Genomic DNA, 21274 nt, shown 5'->3' on the forward strand with positions numbered 1-21274 from the left:
GTCGGTCCGGAGCCTGCGCTCCGCCGGGTCGACGCGCCCGCGGGGTCTCCCCCTGGTGGGGTCGGGGTTGGACGGCTCACGTCAGACCGCGAGGATGTCGGCTTCGACGGACGCCAGGCGCTCGCGCAGGCGTTCGGCCTCGGCCGAGTCCAGTCCCGGCAACTGGCCGCTCGTGCCGAGTGCCGCCGTGTGCACCACGAGCTGGGCAAGCCCGAACAGTCGGTCCAGGGGCCCGGCCCGCGTGTCGACGAACTGCAGCCGGGCGTAGGGGATGACGCTCACGTTGCGCCAGAAGACGCCGTGGCGGATCCACAGGTCGCGTTCGCGCAGCGCGTACCCCCACCGGCGGTAGCGGATGATGGGTAGCACGATCGCCAGCGCGGTCCCCCCGGCCAGGACCGCGCCCGTGAGGAGGCCGGTCGGGGTGGGCAGCGGCGCGAGCAGGTCGACGACCCCGGCCACGATCACCCCTTGGAGCACGAAGATGAACCCGGTCAGCCACCACACCTTGCGCACGCGTGGGTCGAGTGGGACGAGCTCGGGGATCCCGTCACCGGTGCCGGGATCGGCATCCGGCAGCGAAGGTGGACCGGCCGGTGCGTCGGCGGCCTCGGCGGTGGGAGGGGGCTCCTGAGCGTCCATCACCTCTCCAGCCTATGCGGCCCAGGTTGCAGGGCATGGGGCCCCATTCCATACTGTCGGGGGCTCGCCCCCCTAGCTCAGTCGGCAGAGCGACTCCATGGTAAGGAGTAGGTCAGCGGTTCGATTCCGCTGGGGGGCTCGAGTCACCGCGCGAGTACACATCCGACTGGTTCGATGGGTAGGCTCCCGGTGGCGCGGTCGCCCGCGGGCGACCGCCGTGCCGGCGGCGTAGCTCAGGGGCAGAGCACTCGGCTCATAATCGAGTAGTCGGTGGTTCGAATCCACCCGCCGCCACGACGCCCGCAACTGCACCTGGGCGCTCCGCCAGGGACCCGCACCCGGGTCCCTGGTCGCGTGCGTCGTGCCACCCCCACCGCGGCGAGCGCGGAGGCCGGGACGACACACCCGCACCCGACCCTTGCCCCGAAACCTCGAGAGGACCACGACCCATGAGCAAGGAGAAGTTCGAGCGGTCGAAGCCGCATATGAATATCGGCACGATCGGGCATGTCGATCATGGGAAGACGACGTTGACGGCGGCGATCACGAATGTGTTGCATAAGCACAATCCGGATGTCGCGTTCACGCCGTTCGAGGATATTGACAAGGCGCCGGAGGAGCGCGAGCGCGGTATCACGATCAACGTCGCGCATGTGGAGTATGAGACCGAGAATCGTCATTATGCGCATGTGGATGCGCCGGGGCACGCGGATTATGTGAAGAACATGATTACGGGTGCGGCGCAGATGGATGGGGCGATTCTGGTGGTCAGTGCGGCGGATGGCCCGATGCCGCAGACGCGTGAGCACGTGTTGTTGGCGCGTCAGGTGGGGGTGCCGCGGTTGGTGGTGTTCCTCAACAAGGCCGACATGGTCGATGATGAGGAGTTGCTCGAGCTGGTGGAGATGGAGGTCCGCGAGCTGCTGGAGGCCTATGAGTTCGATGGTGAGGGCACTCCGGTGGTGAAGGGTTCGGCGTTGCAGGCTCTGGAGGGCGATGAGGGCCAGGAGGCCCGGGTCCTGGAGTTGATGGGCGAGGTCGATGGGTACTTCGAGGAGCCGGCTCGGGATGTGGACAAGCCGTTCTTGATGCCGGTGGAGGATGTGTTCAGCATCACTGGTCGCGGCACGGTGGTGACCGGTCGTGTGGAGCAGGGCGTGGTCAAGCCCGGCGGGGAGGTCGAGATCGTCGGGTTGGGTGAGACGCGCAAGACCACGGCCACGGGTGTGGAGATGTTCCGCAAGTTGTTGGACGAGGGGCGTGCGGGCGACAACATTGGTGTGTTGTTGCGCGGCACGAAGAAGGAGGAGGTCGAGCGCGGGCAGGTGTTGGCCAAGCCGGGCAGCATCACGCCGCACACGAACTTCGAGGCGCAGGTGTACATCCTGTCCAAGGACGAGGGTGGCCGGCACACGCCGTTCTTCAACAACTATCGGCCGCAGTTCTACTTCCGGACCACGGATGTGACCGGCACGGTGACGTTGCCGGAGGGCACCGAGATGGTGATGCCGGGCGACAACACCGAGATGACGGTGGAGTTGATCAGCCCGATCGCGATGGAGGAGGGGTTGCAGTTCGCGATTCGTGAGGGCGGCAAGACCGTCGGTGCGGGTCGTGTGACCAAGATCCTCAAGTGAGCGCGGCTGTCGGGTCGGGGGCTGGTGGGCTCTCGACCCGGCGGCCGCGGCGCCACCCGCGGCGCGAGCGCGCTGCCGACGAACACGAGAGCAGGGAAGGCCCGACATGCCGAAAAGCGACACCCGTCCCCACGTGACGCTTGCCTGTACCGAGTGTCGCGAGCGCAACTACACGACGACCAAGAACCGCCACAAGCAGCGCGAGCGGCTCGAGATGCGCAAGCACTGCCCCCGCTGCAAACAGCACCGCCCCCACCGCGAGACCAAGTAGTCGCGCCGGCGCGCCGGTCCCGAGGGCCGGCCGCGCCGGGCGGAGCGACGACTGCCTCTTGCATCGGCCCGAATCCGGGTCACCATGGTGCAGCGAGCGCGCAGAGGTGTGCCGCGCGACCGACGACCCGGGAGGACCATTGGCTGACCGACCCGCAATCAACGCCGAGATCCGTTCGAAGGAGGTCCGCCTCGTCGGACCCGAGGGCAAACAGGTGGGCGTCGTGCCCCTGAAGATCGCAATCGACGCCGCCGAGGAACTCGGCATGGATCTGGTCGAGGTCGCGCCGAACGCAAGCCCGCCGGTTGCCAAGGTCATGGACTACGGCAAGCACCAGTACGAGCAGGAGCGGGCGGAGCGCGAGCAGCGCAAGCAGCAGAAGGGTGGCGGTCAGAAGTCGATCCGGCTGCGCCCGAAGATCGACGACCACGACTTCGAGACGAAGGTGCGCCACGCGCGCCAGTTCCTCGAGGACGGGCACTCCGTGCGCGTGCAGATCATGTTCCGTCGACGGGAGCTCCGGCGACCCGAGATGGGCGCCCGGGTCCTCGACCGCTTCGCCGAGGAGATCAGCGACGTGGCGAACGTGGACTCGCGCTCGCAGATGGAGGGGCGCTTCATCACCATGACCTTCTCGCCGAAGTCGAAGAAGGAACGCCAGCAGCAGGGTCAGCAGCAGGAGTGACGCCGCGCGCGTGACACGCCGGGTCGGCGGTGTTCGCGCGCACCCGGCGCTCTCGCGCGCACCCGGCGCTCTCGCGGGGGCCAACGGCGGGAGGACCGCGGCCTCGGAAGCAACGAGGACGAACGGAGGGGGCCATCGCGCTGAACTACGACCGCAATGGGCACGTCTACCCCGCCTACACCTACGAGATCACGCGCCCGAAGGTGTGTGAGTACGCGCTGGCGACCGGCTCGACCGACCCGGTGTACACCGCGGACCCCAGCGAGATCCCGCCCGAGCAGGTCCCGGTGCCCCCGACGTTCGCCGCCTGCTTCAGCGGGGCCGCCGCGCCGCTGCTGATCGGCGACCCCGAGCTCGGTGCCCACTGGAACCTCGTGCACGGGGCCCAGGAGTACGACTTCACGCGCGCCCTGCGTGTCGGGGACTGGCTGAGGTGTACCCCGCAGATCGCCGACATGCGTGATCGCGGGAGGATGGACATCCTCACGATGCGGGTCGAATGCGTGGAACGGGACACCGGCGCGCCGGTCGTGCGCAGTCAGAGCACGATCATCTTCTTCAAGGAGGGCGGTTGATGCCCGCGCGGGAGACCGTCGAGGTCGGCGACCAGTTGCCCGTTGTCGAGCACGTCATCGACCAGGACATGCTCATCCGGTACGCCGGGGCGAGCGGTGACTTCAACCGCCTGCACTGGGATCCCGAGTTCGCCGCCCAGGTCAGCCCGACCGGGGGGGTCATCGGCCACGGCATGCTGTCGATGGGGCTGGTGTCCAGCGCCGTCACGGCGTGGGCGGGCGGGCCCGAACACGTTGCCCACCTCTCGGCCTCCTTCCGGGCGCCGTGCCCGGTGGGCGCGACGCTGCGAGTCGGCGGCGAGGTCACCGAGGTCGACCACGACGGGGGGGCCGCGACCGTCGCGGTGTGGGCGGAGACCGAGGACGGTGCGAGGGTGGTCGACGCGAAGGGCTCGCGCGCGGTCGTGCGGTTGAGCGACTGATCCGCCGCCCGGGGTCGGTCAGGGTGGGGGTCGGTCCACCGGCCGAAGGGTCGGGCAACGAAACCGGCCGTGCGTTGCCGGCACGTCGGGTGCCTGCCTATACTGTCCGCTGCGCTGTCGTTGCGCCCATCTCGGGCTGTCGATGACAGGCTGCCAGAGGGGCGTAGCTCAATTGGCAGAGCATCGGTCTCCAAAACCGAAGGTCGGGGGTTCGATTCCCTCCGCCCCTGCGCCACGCACGCGGTCACCGCGTGCCCTACCGCCCCGAGATCGCCCTGGGGGATCGCTGAACGCCGCGAGGAGCAAGCAGTGAGCCGCGAGTCGAGACGAGAGCGCGAGCGCATCGAGCGCCGCCAGGCCAGTGGCGACATCGACGCCGAGGCCGGCGGCTCGGGCGGTCGCGGCTCCGGTGAGGGCGGCTCCGGCGGCCCGAGCGGAGGTTCGGGCGGCTCCGGCGGCTCCGGCGGCGCGGGTCGGTCCGATGACAAGCCGCGGACCAGCCCCCCGCAGTTCGTGCGCGAGGTCCGCAGCGAGCTGCGCCGCGTCCATTGGCCGAACCGCCGCGAGCTCGGCCAGTACAGCATGGTCGTGCTGTTCGCGGTCGCCATCCTCACGATCTACATCTTCGGCATCGACCAGGTCTTCAGTCAGTTCGCGGTGTGGGTGTTCGGATGAGCGACCCTCAGAGCGACCAGGAGCACGCCGACGCTGCAGCCGACGAGGAACTCGGCGAGGACTCGTCGCAGGGCGCGGCGGATGACCCGCGTGCACGCGGCGAGGCCGAGACGCCGGTGGACTACGAGGAGGGCGATCCCGAGATCGAGGCACTCGTCGCGGAGGCCATGGCCGATGCGACCGAGGCGCCCGAGGCACGTGACGCCGTGGAGGACGACACCGACGACCTCGACGAGTTGCTGGAGGCCGCTGGGGCCGACGGTGGCGACGGTCCGAGCCTCGAGGACGTCAGCCGTGCCCTGGGCGTCACCGAGGAGGGCAGCGCCGGGACCGACACCGAGGAGGCGCCCGCGCCGGTGCCGGACGGCGACACCGTGCCCGCCGAGGAGGAAGCTCCGGCGGAGGAGGCCGCCCCCGCGCGGCCTCGCATGCCCGACCGTCGGGACTTCATGCGCCAGACGGGCGACTACTACGTCGTCCACACCTACTCCGGCTACGAGCAGCGCGTGAAGGCGAACCTCGAGAACCGGATCCAGTCCATGAACATGGAGGACCGGATCTTCGAGGTGATCATCCCGACCGAGGACGCCGTCGAGATCAAGGGTGGCAAGAAGCAGCAGGTCAAGCGCAAGGTCTTCCCGGGGTACGTCCTCGTGCGCATGGACCTCGACGACGACTCCTGGTACGTGGTCCGCAACACGCCCGCGGTCACCGGGTTCGTGGGCCCGCCGGGCACCAAGCCCGTGCCGCTGTCGTTGCGCGAGGTCGAGCGGATCCTGGCCGAGCCCGACGAGGAGGAGAAGGCGGTCCCGCCCTCGATCGAGTTCGAGGAGGGCGAGAACGTGCGGGTCACCAGCGGCCCGTTCGCGGACTTCACCGGGACGATCAGCGAGATCAACGCCGACGCGACGAAGCTCAAGGTGCTCGTCTCGATCTTCGGCCGCGAGACACCAGTCGAGCTCACCTTCGAGCAGGTCGCCAAGCTCTAGTCGGGCGACGACGCCCCCGGGCGAAGGTCGCTCGGCCCCGAAGCAGCACAGAAACCGTGGGAGGACGTCCGAGCCGCGGCGTCCGCGCGCACCACACCGAGGAGAGAACATGGCGAAGAAGGTCGCAGGCCTCATCAAGCTGCAGATTCCCGCCGGCCAGGCCACGCCGGCGCCGCCGGTGGGCCCCGCCCTGGGCCAGCACGGCGTGAACATCATGGAGTTCTGCAAGTCCTACAACGAGCGCACGGCCGACCAGCAGGGCGACGTGATCCCCGTGGAGATCACGGTCTACGAGGACCGCAGCTTCACGTTCGTCACGAAGACCCCGCCCGCCTCGAAGCTGTTGCTCAAGGCCGCGAGCATCGAGAAGGGCTCCCAGGAGCCGGGTCGGGCGGGCGCCGGCACGGTCAGACGGGAGACGATCCGCGAGATCGCCGAGCGCAAGTACCCCGACCTGAACGCCAACGACGTCGATGGCGCGGTGAAGATCGTCGAGGGCACCGCCCGTTCGATGGGGCTCAAGGTCCAGGACTAGTCCGTCCGCGACGTGGGAGGGCGAGCCGGGCGACCGGCGCGCCCGCCGGTACCACGAGGAGGATCATCATGGCCAAGCGCGGCAAGCGCTACCAGGCGGCTGCGGCGAAGATCGATCGCGACCGCCGCTACCGTCCGACCGAGGCGATGCGCCTCGTCCAGGAGACCGTCACCGTCAACTACGACCCGACCGTCGAGCTCGCGGTCCGCCTCGGGGTCGACCCCCGCAAGGCCGACCAGATGCTGCGGGGGTCGGTCCCCCTGCCGCACGGAGTCGGCAAGGAGGCCCGGGTCGCGGTGTTCGCCGAGGGCGACGCGGCGACGGCGGCTGAGAGCGCCGGCGCCGACATCGTCGGCGCCGAGCGGGTGACCGAGCTCATCGAGTCCGGTGAGCTCGACGTCGATGCGGTGATCGCCACCCCGGATCAGATGGGCAAGATCGGTCGCTACGGGAAGACGCTCGGCCCTCGCGGGCTGATGCCGAACCCGAAGAGCGGCACGGTCACCACCGACGTCGCCACCGCGGTCAGCGAGATCAAGGCCGGCAAGGTCGAGTACCGCACCGACCGCCAGGGCAACGTGCACCTTCCCATCGGCAAGGCGAGCTTCGAGGTCCGCCAGCTGGTGGAGAACTACGGCGCGGTGATCGACGAGTTGGTCCGGCAGCGTCCGAGCGCCGCCAAGGGGCGCTACCTGCGGTCCATCCACGTGTCGACCGCCCAGGGCCCCTCGGTGCCGGTGGATCCCGGCATCGTCCGCGTCTCGTACCAGCCCCAGGAGGAGGAGTCCGTCGCCGCCTAGGGGCTCGGCCGCGAGTTGCGGCCACCCCGCGGCAGCCGTACCGTTACCCGTTGAGCCGAAGACCGCTCGGTCCCGCGTCCCACGCGGCGAAGGAGCCGGCACTGCCGGTCGACCAGCGCAGGTGACTTCGCGACGCCCTCGGGCTCGCGTGGGCCCGTGCTGACTCCGCGCCGCTCCTGACCCCAGGCGCTTCGGCTCGCGCGCACCCGCGCATAAACACCCGAGAGGAGCGTCGATGGCGACGAACGAGGAGGCCCGCCCCGAGAAGGTGGCGCAGGTCGCCGAGATCGCCGAGTGGCTGGAGCAGTCCAACGCGACCGTGCTGACCGACTACCGCGGTCTTTCGGTGGCGGCGACCGCGGAGCTGCGGCGGCAGTTGCGTGAGACCGACGCGGAGTACCGCGTCGTCAAGAACACCCTCACGCGGCGCGCGGTGCGCGAAGCCGGCGTGGACATCCCGGACGACGTGCTCGTGGGCCCGACCGCCATCACCTTCTGCGCCGGTGACCCCGTCGCGGCCGCCAAGGTCCTCAAGCGGTTCTCGAAGAGTCACCCCGGCCTGCAGATCAAGGCCGGGGTCCTCGACGGCAAGCTGCTCGACGCCAACGACGCGGCGCGTCTCGCCGACCTCGAGTCCCGCGAGGAGTTGCTCGGCAGGATCGCCGTGATGCTCGGCACGGTCCTCGCCCAGCCCGCACGGCTCGCGAACGCGAACCTCGAGAAGCTCGCTCGTGTGCTCGGCGCGTTGCAGGACAAGACGCCCGATGACGGGGGCGCTCTCACGCAGGCCGAGTCGGCCGGTTCCGAGGCCGCCGGTTCCGAGGACGCCGAGCCCGAGGCCGCCGAGCCCGAGGCCGCCGAGCCCGAGGAGGCGACCGAGGCGAGCGCCGAATCCGGGGCCGCTGAGGAAACCGGTGACCAAGCCGAGGCCGGCGACGGCGCCGACGAAGCCGAGGCCGCCGAGACCGGCGAGGACCCCGCGCAGCAGACGTAGGTCGATGCCGTCGCGCGGGCCCGACGGCCACGGCCCGCACCCGATCACCCGACAGACCGTCCCCGGTCCGCCGCGCGCGTCCGGGACCTGAACCGAGGAGCAGCACCATGGCGAAGCTTTCCACCGACGACCTGCTCGAGCAGTTCAAGGAGATGACCCTCCTCGAGCTCAGCGAGTTCGTGAAGAAGTTCGAGGAGGAGTTCGACGTCAGCGCCGCGGCACCCGCGGCCGTGGCCGCCCCGGCGGCCGCCGGCGGCGGCGATGAGGCGGAGGCCGAGGAGGAGCAGACGGCCTTCGACGTCGTCCTCTCCGACCCGGGCGACAAGAAGATCCAGGTCATCAAGGAGGTCCGGGGGGTCACCAACCTCGGGCTGAAGGAGGCCAAGGAGCTCGTCGACTCGACGCCGAAGCCGGTCCTCGAAGGTGTCACCAGGGAGCAAGCCGACCAGGCCAAGGAGGCCATCGAGGCCGCCGGCGGCTCGGTCGAGCTCAAGTAGCAGCCACCGCGGTCCGCGGCGCCGTCACGGTGTCGCGCCCGCGACGGCGAGCGCCGCTCCGGACGGGTTGACCGGGCCACGGTCGCCGATCCGTGGTCCCCGGCAGTGTCCCGGAGCTGCGGCCCGTCCCGAATGCCCTTGTTGACACCCATCCCGCGGATCGGCATCCTTACGGGGCCGACGAGCGGAACACGCGCACGAGGAGTTGCGTGCCGGTCCACATTCCGCGTCGATCACGGATCGCAGTCAGCAGTGTAGCCATGCGCTACACTGCCTGTTCGTGTCTCGATCGCCGTGCATTCCGCGTGTCGAACCGCTCAGCCGACGGTCAAGCGGCTACGGCGGGGCACCCGACCGCACAACACCATCCTTTCCTCCCGGGCCAGCAGCGCCCGGACCGCCGGTCTCCGTCGCGACCGGCGGAGGCCGTGAGCGGCCACCCACCCGCGACCGCGGTTGGCCGCGGCCCTCGCCGAGCGTCGCCGACGTTCGGCGTTCAGTGCGTTCACCGCGCAGTGTGAGGAGCGAGCATTGTCGACCTCTGTGGAGCACGACGTTACGCCCGCGCGTTCCGCGGCCGCTCGCGCGAGCGACCCGCCGCGGCACTCGTTCTCGAAGATCTCGGAACCGCTGCCCATCGAGGATCTCGACCTCGTCGCGATCCAGCGCAGTTCCTTCGAGTGGCTGACCGAGGAGGGCCTGGGGGAGGTCCTGAGCGAGATCAGCCCCATCGAGGACTTCACCGGACAGATGGCGCTGTCGTTCTCCGAGCACCGCTTCGACGAGCCCAAGAACACCGTCGAGGAGTGCAAGACGAAGGACCTCACGTACGCGGCGCCGCTGTTCGTCACCGCCGAGTTCGTGAACCGGTCCACGGGCGAGATCAAGTCGCAGACCGTGTTCATGGGCGACTTCCCGATGATGACCGACCAGGGCACGTTCATCATCAACGGGACCGAGCGGATCGTCGTCAGCCAGCTCGTCCGCAGCCCCGGGGTGTACTTCGACCGCACCTTCGACAAGTCGACCGGTCAGCTCCTGCACGGGTGCAAGATCATCCCGTCGCGCGGCGCCTGGCTGGAGTTCGAGATCGACAAGCGGGGCATGGTCGGCGTGCGCGTCGACCGCAAGCGCAAGCAGCACATCACCGTGCTGTACCGGGCGCTGAAGGGTCTGGTGTGGAACCCCGAGTCGGGTGAGTACGAGCTCGCCGACCGCGAGCGGCTCGACACCCCGGTGACCGACGAGGAGATCCTCGACTTCTTCGATCACGACGAGGGCATCAGGGCGACGCTGGAGAAGGATGTGCTCCAGACGCCCGACGAGGCGCTGCAGGACATCTACCGCAAGCTGCGGCCCGGTGAGCCGCCGACCGCGGAGTCCGCGGGCGGGTTGCTGATCAACCTCTTCTTCAACCCCAAGCGCTACGACCTCGCCAAGGTCGGCCGCTACAAGGCCAACAAGAAGCTCGGCGAGGAGCTCGTGCGGCTCGGCCTCGCCGACGTCGACGAAGCCAGCTGGCTCGTCGACGACCACGGCGTGCCCGAACCGCTGCAGGAGGCCGAGGGACAGCGCACGGGCATCGGTGAGGTGGCCGTCTCCGGCGAGGACCGTGCACCGCTCAAGTCGCACACGCTCACCAAGCAGGACGTGCTCGCGACGATGAGCTACATGGTGAACCTGTCGAAGTCGGGCGAGGAGGACCGGACCTACGACCACGACGACATCGACCACTTCGGCAACCGCCGCCTGCGCAGCGTCGGCGAGTTGATCCAGAACCAGGTCCGCATCGGGCTGTCCCGGATGGAGCGGGTCGTCCGCGAGCGTATGACCACCCAGGACGTCGAGGCGATCACGCCGCAGACGCTCATCAACATCCGACCGGTGGTCGCCTCGATCAAGGAGTTCTTCGGGGCCAGTCAGCTCAGCCAGTTCATGGACCAGACGAATCCGCTGTCCGGCCTCACCCACAAGCGGCGCTTGTCCGCGCTGGGTCCGGGTGGGCTGTCCCGCGAGCGGGCCGGGTTCGAGGTCCGCGACGTGCACCCGTCGCACTACGGACGCATGTGCCCCATCGAGACGCCCGAGGGTCCCAACATCGGCCTGATCGGTTCGCTGGCGACGTACGCGCGGATCAACCCGTTCGGGTTCGTGGAGACCCCCTACCGCAAGGTCGAGGACGGGACCGTCACTGACCGCATCGACTTCCTCACCGCGGACGAGGAGGACCGCAACGTCATCGCGCAGGCGAACGCGCCGCTCGACAACAACGGGCACTTCACGAACCCGCTGGTGCTCTGCCGTGCCCGGGACGGGGAGGTCCGCGAGGTCCTGCCCGAAGAGGTCGACTACATGGACGTCAGCCCGCGGCAGACCGTCTCGGTCGCCGCGGCGATGATCCCGTTCCTCGAGCACGACGACGCTAACCGCGCGCTCATGGGGACCAACATGCAGCGCCAGGCGGTGCCGCTGGTGAAGTCGCAGGCGCCCTACGTCGGTACCGGCCTCGAGGGCAAGAGCGCCCGCGACGCCGGCGACGTGATCGTGGTCGAGAACGACGGGATCATCGTCGAGGTCGCCGCGGACCGGATCATCTCCAAGACCACCGACGGCCGGCTCGAGAAGCACTTCCTGCGCAAGTTCGAGCGGACGAACCAGGGCACCTGCTACAGCCAGAAGCCGCTGGTCGACGAGGGCGACGAGGTCGTCGCCGGCCAGGTCGTGGCCGACGGGCCGTGCACCGACTACGGCGAGATCGCGCTCGGCGCCAACCTGATGTGCGCCTTCATGTCCTGGGAGGGCTTCAACTTCGAGGACGCCGTCATCATCTCCGAGCGACTCGTGAAGGACGACGTCATGACGTCGATCCACATCGAGGAGTACGAGATCGATGCGCGCGACACCAAGCTCGGGGCCGAGGAGATCACGCGCGACATCCCCAACGTCGGTGAGGAGGTCCTCGGCAACCTCGACGAGCGCGGGATCATTCGCATCGGCGCTGAGGTGAGCCCGGGCGACATCCTCGTCGGCAAGGTCACCCCCAAGGGCGAGACCGAGCTCACGCCGGAGGAGCGGCTGCTGCGGGCGATCTTCGGCGAGAAGGCCCGCGAGGTGCGCGACACGAGCCTCAAGGTCCCCCACGGCGAGTCCGGCCGCGTCATCGGCGTTCGGACGTTCAGCCGCGAGGCGGGGGACGAGATGCCGCCGGGCGTCAACGAGCTCGTGCGCGTGTACGTCGCGCAGAAGCGCAAGATCTCCGACGGCGACAAGCTCGCCGGGCGGCACGGGAACAAGGGCGTCATCGCGAAGGTGCTGCCCGAGGAGGACATGCCCTTCCTGCCCGACGGCACGCCCGTCGAGATCATCCTGAACCCGCTGGGCGTCCCGAGCCGCATGAACGTCGGCCAGGTCCTCGAGACGCACCTCGGGTGGGTGGCCGCCAACGGGTGGAGCTTCGACTCGAAGCCCGAGTGGTTCGACGACGTCGGCTGGAACGAGGAGCTGCTCGAGAGCCGGGGCGGCGAGCGGCTCGCGACCCCCGTCTTCGACGGGTGCCGCGAGCGTGAGCTCGGCGACCTGCTCGCCCACACGCAGCCGAACCAGGACGGCGACCGGCAGGTGGGCGGCGACGGCAAGGCCCGCCTGATCGACGGGCGGACCGGTGAGCCGGTCGACCAGCCGATCACGGTCGGCTACATGTACATCCTGAAGCTCTTGCACCTCGTGGACGACAAGATCCACGCCCGCTCGACCGGGCCCTACTCGATGATCACCCAGCAGCCGCTGGGCGGGAAGGCACAGTTCGGCGGGCAGCGCTTCGGTGAGATGGAGGTCTGGGCGCTGGAGGCCTACGGGGCCTCGTACGCCCTGCAGGAGCTGCTCACCGTGAAGTCCGACGACGTGCTCGGGCGAGTCAAGGTCTACGAGGCGATCGTCAAGGGCGACAACATCCCCGAACCGGGCATCCCCGAGAGCTTCAAGGTGCTCGTCAAGGAGATGCAGTCGCTCTGCCTGAACGTCGAGGTGCTCAGCGCCGAAGGGCAGGAGATCGAGTTCCGCGAGTCCGACGACGACGCGTTCCGCGCCGCGGAGGAGCTCGGCATCGACCTCTCGCGGCCCGAGCGCTACTCCGACGAGTTCCAGATCGGGAGTCAGTCCTAGGTGGCCGGGAACCCGACCACGCACCGCGCACGCCCCGCTGCACGACCGCCGCGCGCCGCCGCGCCGGCGCGCCCGGCCGTCGACCCACAGAGGAGCCTCTGAGAATGCTCGACGTCAACAACTTCGACGAGCTGCGCATCGGCCTCGCCACCGAGCACCAGGTCCGCATGTGGTCGAACGGCGAGGTGAAGAAGCCGGAGACGATCAACTACCGTACGCTCAAGCCGGAGAAGGACGGGCTCTTCTGCGAGAAGATCTTCGGTCCCACCCGGGACTGGGAGTGCTACTGCGGCAAGTACAAGCGGGTCCGCTTCAAGGGCATCATCTGCGAGCGCTGCGGCGTCGAGGTGACCCGCTCGAAGGTGCGCCGCGAGCGCATGGGCCACATCGAACTCGCCGCGCCGGTGACGCACATCTGGTACTTCAAGGGCGTGCCGAGCCGGCTGGGCTACCTGCTCGACCTGCCGCCGAAGGACCTCGAGAAGGTCATCTACTTCGCGGCCTACCTGATCACGTCGGTCGACGACGGGCAGCGCCACGAGGACCTGCCGACGCTCGAGGCCGAGGTCGCCAACGAGAAGAAGCAGATGGAGCAGCAGCTCGAGGTCGATCGCGAGCAGCTGCTCAAGGACCTCGAGAACGAGCTCGCCGAGCTCGAGGAGCAGGGCGCGAAGTCGGACCAGGTCCGCAAGAAGCGTCGCGAGTACGAGAAGCAGATCAAGGACGTCCAGGAGTCGACCGAGCAGGAGGTCGCGCGGCTCGAGGAGGTCATGGAGACCTTCAAGTCGCTCGAGCCCAAGCAGCTCATCACCGACGAGCTGCTCTACCGTGAGCTGTACTTCCGCTTCGGGGAGTACTTCAAGGGCGGCATGGGCGCCGAGGCGATCCGCGACCTGCTCGGGACGCTCGACTTCGACCAGGAGGCCGCCGAGCTGCGCGAGGTGCTCGGCGCCGAGTCGGAGAAGTTGCGCAGCGGCGCCCGCAAGGCCCGCAGCCAGAAGGCCACCCGCGCGGTCAAGCGGCTCAAGGTCGTCGAGGCCTTCCGCCAGACGGGCAACGACCCGACCGCGATGGTCCTCAAGGCCGTCCCGGTCATCCCGCCGGATCTGCGCCCGATGGTGCAGCTCGACGGGGGCCGCTTTGCGACGAGCGACCTGAACGACCTCTACCGCCGCGTCATCAACCGCAACAACCGCCTCAAGCGGCTCCTCGACCTCGGTGCGCCCGAGATCATCGTGAACAACGAGAAGCGGATGCTGCAGGAGGCGGTGGACGCCCTGTTCGACAACGGGCGTCGCGGCCGGCCGGTCACCGGGCCGGGCAACCGTCCTCTCAAGTCGCTCAGCGACATGCTCAAGGGCAAGCAGGGCCGGTTCCGCCAGAACCTGCTCGGCAAGCGCGTCGACTACTCCGGCCGGTCGGTGATCGTCGTCGGTCCGCAGCTCGAGCTGCACCAGTGTGGCCTGCCGAAGCAGATGGCGCTCGAGCTGTTCAAGCCGTTCGTGATGAAGCGGCTGGTCGACCTCAACTACGCGCAGAACATCAAGTCGGCCAAGCGCATGGTCGAGCGGGCCCGTCCGCAGGTCTGGGACGTGCTCGAGGAGGTCATCGCCGACCACCCGGTGATGCTCAACCGCGCGCCGACGTTGCACCGCCTCGGCATCCAGGCCTTCGAGCCGGTCCTCGTCGAGGGCAAGGCCATCCAGATCCACCCGCTCGTCTGCGCGGCGTTCAACGCCGACTTCGACGGGGACCAGATGGCGGTGCACCTGCCGCTGTCCAGCGAGGCCCAGGCCGAGGCCCGGGTGCTCATGATGTCGTCGAACAACATCCTCTCGCCGGCCCACGGGCGCCCGCTGGCGACGCCCTCGCAGGACATGGTGCTGGGCAGTTACTACCTCACCTTTGCCAAGGACGCGGACGAGACCGGGGCGGCCCCGCAGAACGGCCTGGTGGCCTCGGCCAAGGCCGGCGAGACGTTCCTGCCGTCGTTCTCGAACCCCGGTGAGGTCGAGATGTCCCTCGACCTGCACGAGGTGGAGTTGCAGCAGTGGGTCCTCGTGCGCCTGCGTAACCAGGCCGTGCGGGTCGAGGACAACCTCGACGACGAACTTCCGGACGACGCCGAGGAGCTCACGCCCGGCGTCGTGCGCTCGGCCCGCGGGGTCCGCATCCTCACCACGCCCGGCCGCGTGATCCTCAACGAGGCGCTGCCGGAGGACATGCCCTTCGAGAACCGGCTGATCGGCAAGAAGGAGGCCGGTGAGCTCGTCAACCGCTGCGCGGACAACTACACGCGTGCCGTGACCGCCCAGGTGCTCGACCGGCTCAAGGATCTCGGCTTCCGCTACGCGACCAGGGCCGGCGTCACCGTGTCGATCGCGGACGTCGAGGCGCCCCCCGAGAAGCAGGAGATCCTCGCCGAGCACGACGAGAAGGCGCTCGACGTCGAGAAGCAGTTCCGCAAGGGCATCATCACCGACGAGGAGCGCAAGCAGGAGCTGCGGGACATCTGGACGGAGGCGACCAACCTCGTCGCCGACAAGATGGAGGCGAACTTCGACCGCCTGAACCCGGTGTTCATGATGGCGAACTCCGGGGCCCGCGGGTCGATGACCCAGATCCGGCAGCTCGCCGCGATGAAGGGCCTCGTGTCGAACCCGCGCGGCGAGATCATCGAACGCCCCATCAAGTCGAACTTCCGTGAGGGGCTGTCCGTGCTCGAGTACTTCATCTCGACGCACGGGGCTCGGAAGGGCCTGGCCGACACGGCACTGCGCACCGCCGACTCGGGCTACCTCACCCGCCGGCTGGTCGACATCGCGCAGGACCTGATCGTCCGCGAGGACGACTGCGGGACCCGCCGCGGCATGCCGGTCGTCGTCGGCGAGCGCGACAGCCAGGCACTGTTCGGGCGGGTGCTCGGCAAGGACGTGCACTATCCGGGCACCGAGGACGTGCTCATGCCGGCCGGCACCGAGCTCACCGACGCCGAGATCCGGCTGCTGCGCCGCGTCCTCGTCCGCGGGGAGCACCCCGAGACCGGCGAGGCGCTGGAGCACCGGGCGACCAGCGACGCGGAGAAGAGCGTCACGGTCCGGACCGTGCTCACCTGCGACACCCCCGAAGGCGTGTGCGTGCTGTGCTATGGCCGCGCGCTCGCCGAGGGCCAGCTCGTGCAGGTCGGCGAGGCGGTCGGCATCATCGCCGCCCAGTCGATCGGCGAGCCCGGCACGCAGCTGACGATGCGGACCTTCCACACCGGCGGGGTCGCGAGCGGGGAGGACATCACCCAGGGTCTGCCCCGTGTGGTGGAGCTGTTCGAGGCCCGCAGCCCGAAGGGGAAGGCCGAGATCGCCCACAACTCCGGCGTCGTGAGCTTCGAGGAGACCGATCGGGGCGTGAAGGTCACCGTCGAGGGCGACGACGAGGACGCCAAGATGACGGTGACGGTGCCGAACCGTCAGCGCCTGCTCGTCTCGGACGGTCAGGAGATCAAGGTCGGCGAGATGCTGACCGGGGGCTCGATCGATCCCCACGAGATGCTCGAGGTGCTCGGCGCCCGCGAGACCCAGCGCCTGCTCGTCGGCGAGGTGCAGGAGGTCTACGGCTCGCAGGGCGTGTCGATCCACGACAAGCACATCGAGCTGATCGTCCGTCAGATGCTGCGCCGGGTGAACGTCGTCGAGCCGGGCGACACGCCCTTCCTGCCGGGAGAGCTCGTGGACCGCACGCAGTTCGCCGACGCGAACCGCAGGGTCCTCGACGAGGGCGGGCAACCCGGCAACGGTCGTCAGGTGCTCATGGGCATCACCAAGGCGTCGCTGGCGACCGAGTCGTGGCTGTCCGCGGCCTCGTTCCAGGAGACCACCCGCGTGCTCACCGAGGCCGCGATCGAGGGGAAGAAGGACTCCCTCATCGGGCTGAAGGAGAACGTGATCATCGGGAAGCTCATCCCCGCCGGCACCGGACTGCGGCGCTACCGAGGGGTGCGGCCCCTGCCGACCGAGGTGCCCGAGCAGGTCGTGCCCGCCGACCTCATCGAGCAGTTCGGCGCCGACGGGTACGACGAGTACTACGAGGCCGACGAGGGGTGGACCATGGGCGAGGAGAGCTACTAGCGAGGCTGCCCCGTCGAGCACGCACGTCCCACCGTCGGCCCCGCCCCTGTTGGCGGGGCCGACGGCGGTCGGTCACTCGTCGCGGTGGGTGAGCCACCCGTCGATGACGACCCGCACGTCCCCGTCGTCGAACTCCTCGCGCACCGCTGCGGCCAGCGGACCGCGCGGGTCGACGACCGTCACCTCCAAGGCGTCGCCGACGGCGCGATAGCCGAGGACCGTCGCGTCCCGCTCGTCGGCCAGGTCGAGGACCGCGTCGCGCGCCTCGGCGACTGCGCCCTCGATCGGTCCACCCGTCGTGCTCGTCCCTGCGGGCTCACCCGAGACCGCCGCGGGAGCTTCGGTCAGGGTAAGCCGCTCCCCGTCGAAGGTACCGGTGAGCCGCGCCGCGCCCCAGAGCACGCCCCCGTCGCGGCCGGCACCGTCGAGGCCGTCGAGGTCGTCGGGATCGAGTCCCTCGATGCCGACCCCGGCACCGCACTGGGGCGGCAGCGACTCGCGAACCACCGCGCAGACCTGCGGTTCGGCCCCGTCGGCAACGATGACGGTGCCCTCCACCTCCACGAGTGGGGCATCGTCCGGCTCCCAGCCGTCATCGGTCTGCGGGTCCGCGCGGTCGTCGCTCCCGCACGCGGCCAGCAGGAGCCCGAGGGTGAGCATCGTGCCGAGCGCGGTGCGGCGCATGAGGGGCTCCTCGTCGATGTCGGGTTCCCGCCGCGACGGGGCGGGTGATCGTCGAGGCGCGTAGGACGTCGCCCCGCCGGCGGAGGTTCCGCCGGTCCCAAGTTGACATCGCCTCGCGCCACCCATAGGCTTGGCGGTCGTGGTGGCGCTCGGCTCGTTCCCGGGCGCCCTCGATTCACGCCATCGACTCGTTCGAAGGCCGAACCGGGGTCCAGCCCCGGTGCAGCGAGCTGGCGCGTGCGCCGCCGCTGTCGGCCGCACCACGCAGCCCGATGAGGGGTACTGCGGGGTGAGCACCAACCGAAACGCCCGGCCCCGTGGATCGGGGTGCCCGCACCATGCGGGCGGACGACAACGATCGGGCACGGGACGCGACCGACCGCTCGGACCCGTGCCTGCACGGCCCCGGATCGACGACCCCCTGAGCGGGGGCTGACCGGGGGTGTGCGATCAGCGCCCTGCCAGCACAGACCGGAGGCGGTCCAGACGCCATGCCAACCATCCAGCAACTCGTCCGCAAGGGACGCAAGCAGCGCGCCGAGAAGGCGACGACCCCGGCACTGAAGGGTTCCCCTCAGCGCCGAGGTGTCTGCACGCGCGTCTACACGACGACGCCGAAGAAGCCCAACTCGGCACTGCGCAAGGTGTGCCGTGTCCGGCTCACCTCGGGCATCGAGGTCACGGCTTACATCCCCGGCGAGGGCCACAACCTGCAGGAGCACTCCATCGTGCTCGTGCGTGGCGGCCGGGTGAAGGATCTGCCGGGCGTGCGCTACAAGGTCGTGCGCTCGGCCCTCGACGCGGCCGCTGTCCGGGGCCGCAAGCAGGCACGGTCGAAGTACGGCGCGAAGAGGGAGGGCTAGCGATGCCGCGGAAGGGCCCCGCTCCCGAGCGCAAGCTCGACCCGGACCCCAAGTTCCAGAGCGTCCTCGTCACCCAGCTCATCAACAAGGTGATGCAGGACGGCAAGCGCTCGAAGGCCGAGGGGATCGTCTACGACGCGTTCGAGCGCGTCGAGCAGCGCACCGGCACCGACCCGGTCGCGACGTTCAAGAAGGCGATCGAGAACACCAAGCCGGTGCTCGAGGTCAAGAGCCGACGCGTGGGCGGCGCCACCTACCAGGTGCCGATCGAGGTACGGCAGGGCCGGGGCACGACGCTGGCGCTGCGGTGGCTGTCGACCTACTCGAGGCAGCGCCGCGAGCACTCGATGGCGGACCGGCTCGCCAACGAGCTCCTCGACGCGAGCAACAACGGCGGTGCGTCGGTCAAGCGCAAGGAAGACACGCACAAGATGGCGGAAGCCAACAAGGCGTTCGCCCACTACCGCTGGTAGCGGCGACCGCGCCGCACCCGCACGTGCAACGAACACCCGAGAGGACGATCGGTATATGGCGAAGCGTGATCACCCGCTCGGCCTGACCCGCAACATCGGGATCATGGCCCACATCGACGCGGGCAAGACCACGACGACCGAGCGCATCCTGTACTACACCGGCCGGAACTACAAGATCGGCGAGGTGCACGAGGGCGCGGCGGTCATGGACTGGATGCCGCAGGAGCAGGAGCGCGGGATCACCATCACGTCCGCGGCGACCACCTGCGCCTGGGACGGGCACGAGATCAACATCATCGACACGCCGGGCCACGTCGACTTCACCGTCGAGGTGGAGCGCAGCCTGCGGATCCTCGATGGCGCGGTGGCCGTGTTCGATGCCGTCAGCGGGGTCGAGCCGCAGTCCGAGACCGTGTGGCGCCAGGCCGACAAGTACGGCGTGCCCCGCGTCTGCTTCATCAACAAGATGGACCGTGTCGGTGCGGACTTCTTCTACTCGCTCGGCACACTGCACGAGCGCCTGGGTGCCAACGCCGTCGCGGTGCAGATCCCCGTCGGCGCCGAGAGCGACTTCGTCGGCGTGGTCGATCTCGTCGACATGGACGCCCGCATCTGGGAGGGCACCGGGGACGACTACGGCTCGACGTTCAACGACGTGCCGATCCCCGACGAGCTCGTGGACCGCGCCCAGGAGTACCGGGCCGCCTTGATCGAGGCGGTGAGCGAGACCGACGACCGGCTCCTCGAGAAGTACCTCGCCGACGAGGAGATGACCCGGGACGAGCTGATCGCCGGGATCCGCAAGGCGACGATCGAGGGCACGCTCACCCCGGTCTTCTGCGGGTCGGCGTTCAAGAACAAGGGTGTGCAACTCCTGCTGGACGGGGTCGTCCGGTACCTGCCGAGCCCCGAGGACGTGCCGCCCGTGAAGGGTGTCGACGCGAAGACCGGCGAGCCGATCGAGCGCAAGCCGACCGAGGACGAGCCGTTCAGCGCGCTCGCCTTCAAGGTCATGAGCGACCCGTACGTCGGCAAGCTCACCTACTTCCGTATCTATTCGGGCGTGCTGAACCAGGGCCAGTCCGTCGTCAACACGACGAAGGAGAAGAAGGAGCGCATCGGCCGCATCCTGCAGATGCACGCCAACCACCGCGAGGACCGCGACCAGGCGTTCTGCGGCCACATCGTCGCGGCGGTCGGGCTCAAGCAGACCGGGACCGGCGACACCCTCAGCGACCCGCAGCACCCCGTCATCCTCGAGTCGATGGAATTCGAGGACCCGGTCATCCACATCGCGATCGAGCCCAAGACCAAGGCCGATCAGCAGAAGCTCGGGAGCGCCCTGCAGAAGCTCTCCGAGGAGGACCCGACCTTCAGCGTCCACACGGACGAGGAGACGGGCCAGACCATCGTCGGCGGCATGGGCGAGCTGCACCTCGAGGTCATCGTCGATCGACTGCTGCGCGAGTTCAAGGTCGACGCGAACGTCGGTCGCCCCCAGGTCGCGTACCGCGAGACCATCAAGAAGCCCGTGCACGGCCACCAACTGCGCTTCAAGCGCCAGACCGGCGGCGCCGGCCAGTTCGCCGAGGTCGTCATCGACCTCGAGCCCACCGGCAAGAACGCCGAGAACCCGCGCGAGATCGTCGACGAGTTCGGTAACCCCACCGGTGAGGTCGGCGGCTACGAGTTCAGCGACGAGATCCGCGGAGGCGCGATCCCCCGGGAGTACATCCCGTCGGTGGACGAGGGCGCGCGTGAGGCGATGGAGGGCGGCATCCTCGCGGGCTACCCGCTGGTCGATTGCCGTCTGCGGCTCAAGGACGGCAGCTTCCACGATGTCGACTCCAGCGAGATGGCGTTCAAGATCGCCGGGTCGATGGCGTTCAAGGAGGCCGCGCACAAGGCCGGTGTCGCACTGCTCGAACCGGTCATGGACGTCGAGGTCGTCACGCCCGAGGACTACATGGGCGACGTCATCGGAGACCTGAACGGCCGACGCGGCCGGGTCGACGAGATGAGCGACCGCGGCAACTCGAAGGTCATCCGGGCGACCGTCCCGCTCGCCGAGATGTTCGGCTACGCCACGGATCTGAGGTCGAAGACTCAGGGACGGGCCACCTACACGATGCAGTTCAGCAGGTACGAAGAGGTCCCGTCGTCGCTCGCGCAGGAGATCGTCGCGAAGGTTCGCGGCGAGTAGGGATCTGATCACACCCCCGCCAAGGATGTCTTCGCGGGCGGGCACCG

At 69.2% G+C, this 21274-nt stretch carries 18 protein-coding genes and 3 tRNA genes; 19 read left to right on the forward strand and 2 right to left on the reverse strand.

The window, feature by feature from the left end:
- Positions 1-81 precede the first annotated feature (81 nt).
- Positions 82-642 (reverse strand): PH domain-containing protein, encoded by a 561-nt coding sequence (locus ER308_RS13240; protein WP_131155431.1) that lies wholly within the window; start codon positions 640-642, stop codon positions 82-84.
- Positions 643-708: 66 nt separating this feature from the next.
- Here ER308_RS13240 and ER308_RS13245 point away from each other — a divergent pair.
- From ER308_RS13245 to ER308_RS13320, 16 genes are all read left to right on the forward strand, one after another.
- A tRNA-Thr gene (locus tag ER308_RS13245) sits at positions 709-781 on the forward strand.
- Positions 782-864: 83 nt separating this feature from the next.
- Positions 865-936: transfer RNA gene (locus tag ER308_RS13250), tRNA-Met, on the forward strand.
- A gap of 155 nt (positions 937-1091) precedes the next feature.
- Positions 1092-2279 (forward strand): elongation factor Tu, encoded by a 1188-nt coding sequence (gene tuf, locus ER308_RS13255; protein WP_131155432.1) that lies wholly within the window; start codon positions 1092-1094, stop codon positions 2277-2279.
- Positions 2280-2385: 106 nt separating this feature from the next.
- Positions 2386-2550 (forward strand): 50S ribosomal protein L33, encoded by a 165-nt coding sequence (gene rpmG, locus ER308_RS13260; protein ID WP_131155433.1) that lies wholly within the window; start codon positions 2386-2388, stop codon positions 2548-2550.
- Positions 2551-2689: 139 nt separating this feature from the next.
- Positions 2690-3235, forward strand: a complete 546-nt coding sequence (gene infC / locus ER308_RS13265; protein WP_205745609.1) for a translation initiation factor IF-3 — start codon at positions 2690-2692, stop codon at positions 3233-3235.
- A gap of 29 nt (positions 3236-3264) precedes the next feature.
- Positions 3265-3810 carry an FAS1-like dehydratase domain-containing protein gene (locus tag ER308_RS13270; protein WP_131155435.1) on the forward strand — a complete coding sequence of 182 codons (546 nt, stop codon included), beginning with the start codon at positions 3265-3267 and terminating at the stop codon, positions 3808-3810.
- Positions 3810-4232: a MaoC family dehydratase gene (locus ER308_RS13275; protein ID WP_165492074.1), complete on the forward strand. Its 423-nt coding sequence runs from the start codon at positions 3810-3812 to the stop codon at positions 4230-4232. Before ER308_RS13270 ends, ER308_RS13275 begins: the two co-directional genes overlap by 1 nt.
- A 157-nt stretch (positions 4233-4389) precedes the next feature.
- Positions 4390-4462, forward strand: a tRNA-Trp gene (locus ER308_RS13280).
- A 79-nt stretch (positions 4463-4541) separates the two neighbouring features.
- Positions 4542-4907 (forward strand): preprotein translocase subunit SecE, encoded by a 366-nt coding sequence (secE, locus tag ER308_RS13285; protein ID WP_131155437.1) that lies wholly within the window; start codon positions 4542-4544, stop codon positions 4905-4907.
- Complete coding sequence (gene nusG, locus ER308_RS22940; protein ID WP_131155438.1) at positions 4904-5896, forward strand: transcription termination/antitermination protein NusG; 993 nt, start codon at positions 4904-4906, stop codon at positions 5894-5896. Before secE ends, nusG begins: the two co-directional genes overlap by 4 nt.
- Positions 5897-6005: 109 nt before the next feature.
- A complete protein-coding gene (gene rplK, locus ER308_RS13295) occupies positions 6006-6431 on the forward strand; it encodes a 50S ribosomal protein L11 (protein WP_131155439.1) in 426 nt (141 codons plus the stop codon).
- 68 nt (positions 6432-6499) lie between these two features.
- Positions 6500-7231: a 50S ribosomal protein L1 gene (gene rplA / locus ER308_RS13300; RefSeq protein WP_131155440.1), complete on the forward strand. Its 732-nt coding sequence runs from the start codon at positions 6500-6502 to the stop codon at positions 7229-7231.
- Between the two features lie 235 nt (positions 7232-7466).
- Complete coding sequence (rplJ, locus tag ER308_RS13305) at positions 7467-8225, forward strand: 50S ribosomal protein L10 (protein WP_131155441.1); 759 nt, start codon at positions 7467-7469, stop codon at positions 8223-8225.
- Positions 8226-8332: 107 nt separating this feature from the next.
- Positions 8333-8722: a 50S ribosomal protein L7/L12 gene (gene rplL, locus ER308_RS13310; RefSeq protein WP_131155442.1), complete on the forward strand. Its 390-nt coding sequence runs from the start codon at positions 8333-8335 to the stop codon at positions 8720-8722.
- Positions 8723-9253: 531 nt separating this feature from the next.
- Positions 9254-12883, forward strand: a complete 3630-nt coding sequence (gene rpoB / locus ER308_RS13315; protein WP_165492075.1) for a DNA-directed RNA polymerase subunit beta — start codon at positions 9254-9256, stop codon at positions 12881-12883.
- 104 nt (positions 12884-12987) lie between these two features.
- Positions 12988-17004: a DNA-directed RNA polymerase subunit beta' gene (locus ER308_RS13320; protein WP_131155443.1), complete on the forward strand. Its 4017-nt coding sequence runs from the start codon at positions 12988-12990 to the stop codon at positions 17002-17004.
- A gap of 72 nt (positions 17005-17076) precedes the next feature.
- On the opposite strand, the gene ER308_RS13325 is transcribed toward ER308_RS13320, so the two are convergent.
- Positions 17077-17688: a hypothetical protein gene (locus ER308_RS13325; RefSeq protein ID WP_131155444.1), complete on the reverse strand. Its 612-nt coding sequence runs from the start codon at positions 17686-17688 to the stop codon at positions 17077-17079.
- 491 nt (positions 17689-18179) lie between these two features.
- Between ER308_RS13325 and rpsL the strand changes: the two genes are divergently transcribed.
- Genes rpsL through fusA form a run of 3 tightly spaced genes read left to right on the forward strand, consistent with a single transcriptional unit; the run spans position 18180 to position 21227 of the window.
- Positions 18180-18551 (forward strand): 30S ribosomal protein S12, encoded by a 372-nt coding sequence (rpsL, locus tag ER308_RS13330; protein WP_131155445.1) that lies wholly within the window; start codon positions 18180-18182, stop codon positions 18549-18551.
- Positions 18552-18553: 2 nt separating this feature from the next.
- A complete protein-coding gene (gene rpsG, locus ER308_RS13335) occupies positions 18554-19024 on the forward strand; it encodes a 30S ribosomal protein S7 (protein WP_131155446.1) in 471 nt (156 codons plus the stop codon).
- A 55-nt stretch (positions 19025-19079) separates the two neighbouring features.
- Positions 19080-21227 (forward strand): elongation factor G, encoded by a 2148-nt coding sequence (gene fusA, locus ER308_RS13340; RefSeq protein WP_131155447.1) that lies wholly within the window; start codon positions 19080-19082, stop codon positions 21225-21227.
- Positions 21228-21274 lie beyond the last annotated feature (47 nt).

This window comes from Egibacter rhizosphaerae (genome assembly GCF_004322855.1).
GTDB classification, from domain to species: domain Bacteria; phylum Actinomycetota; class Nitriliruptoria; order Euzebyales; family Egibacteraceae; genus Egibacter; species Egibacter rhizosphaerae.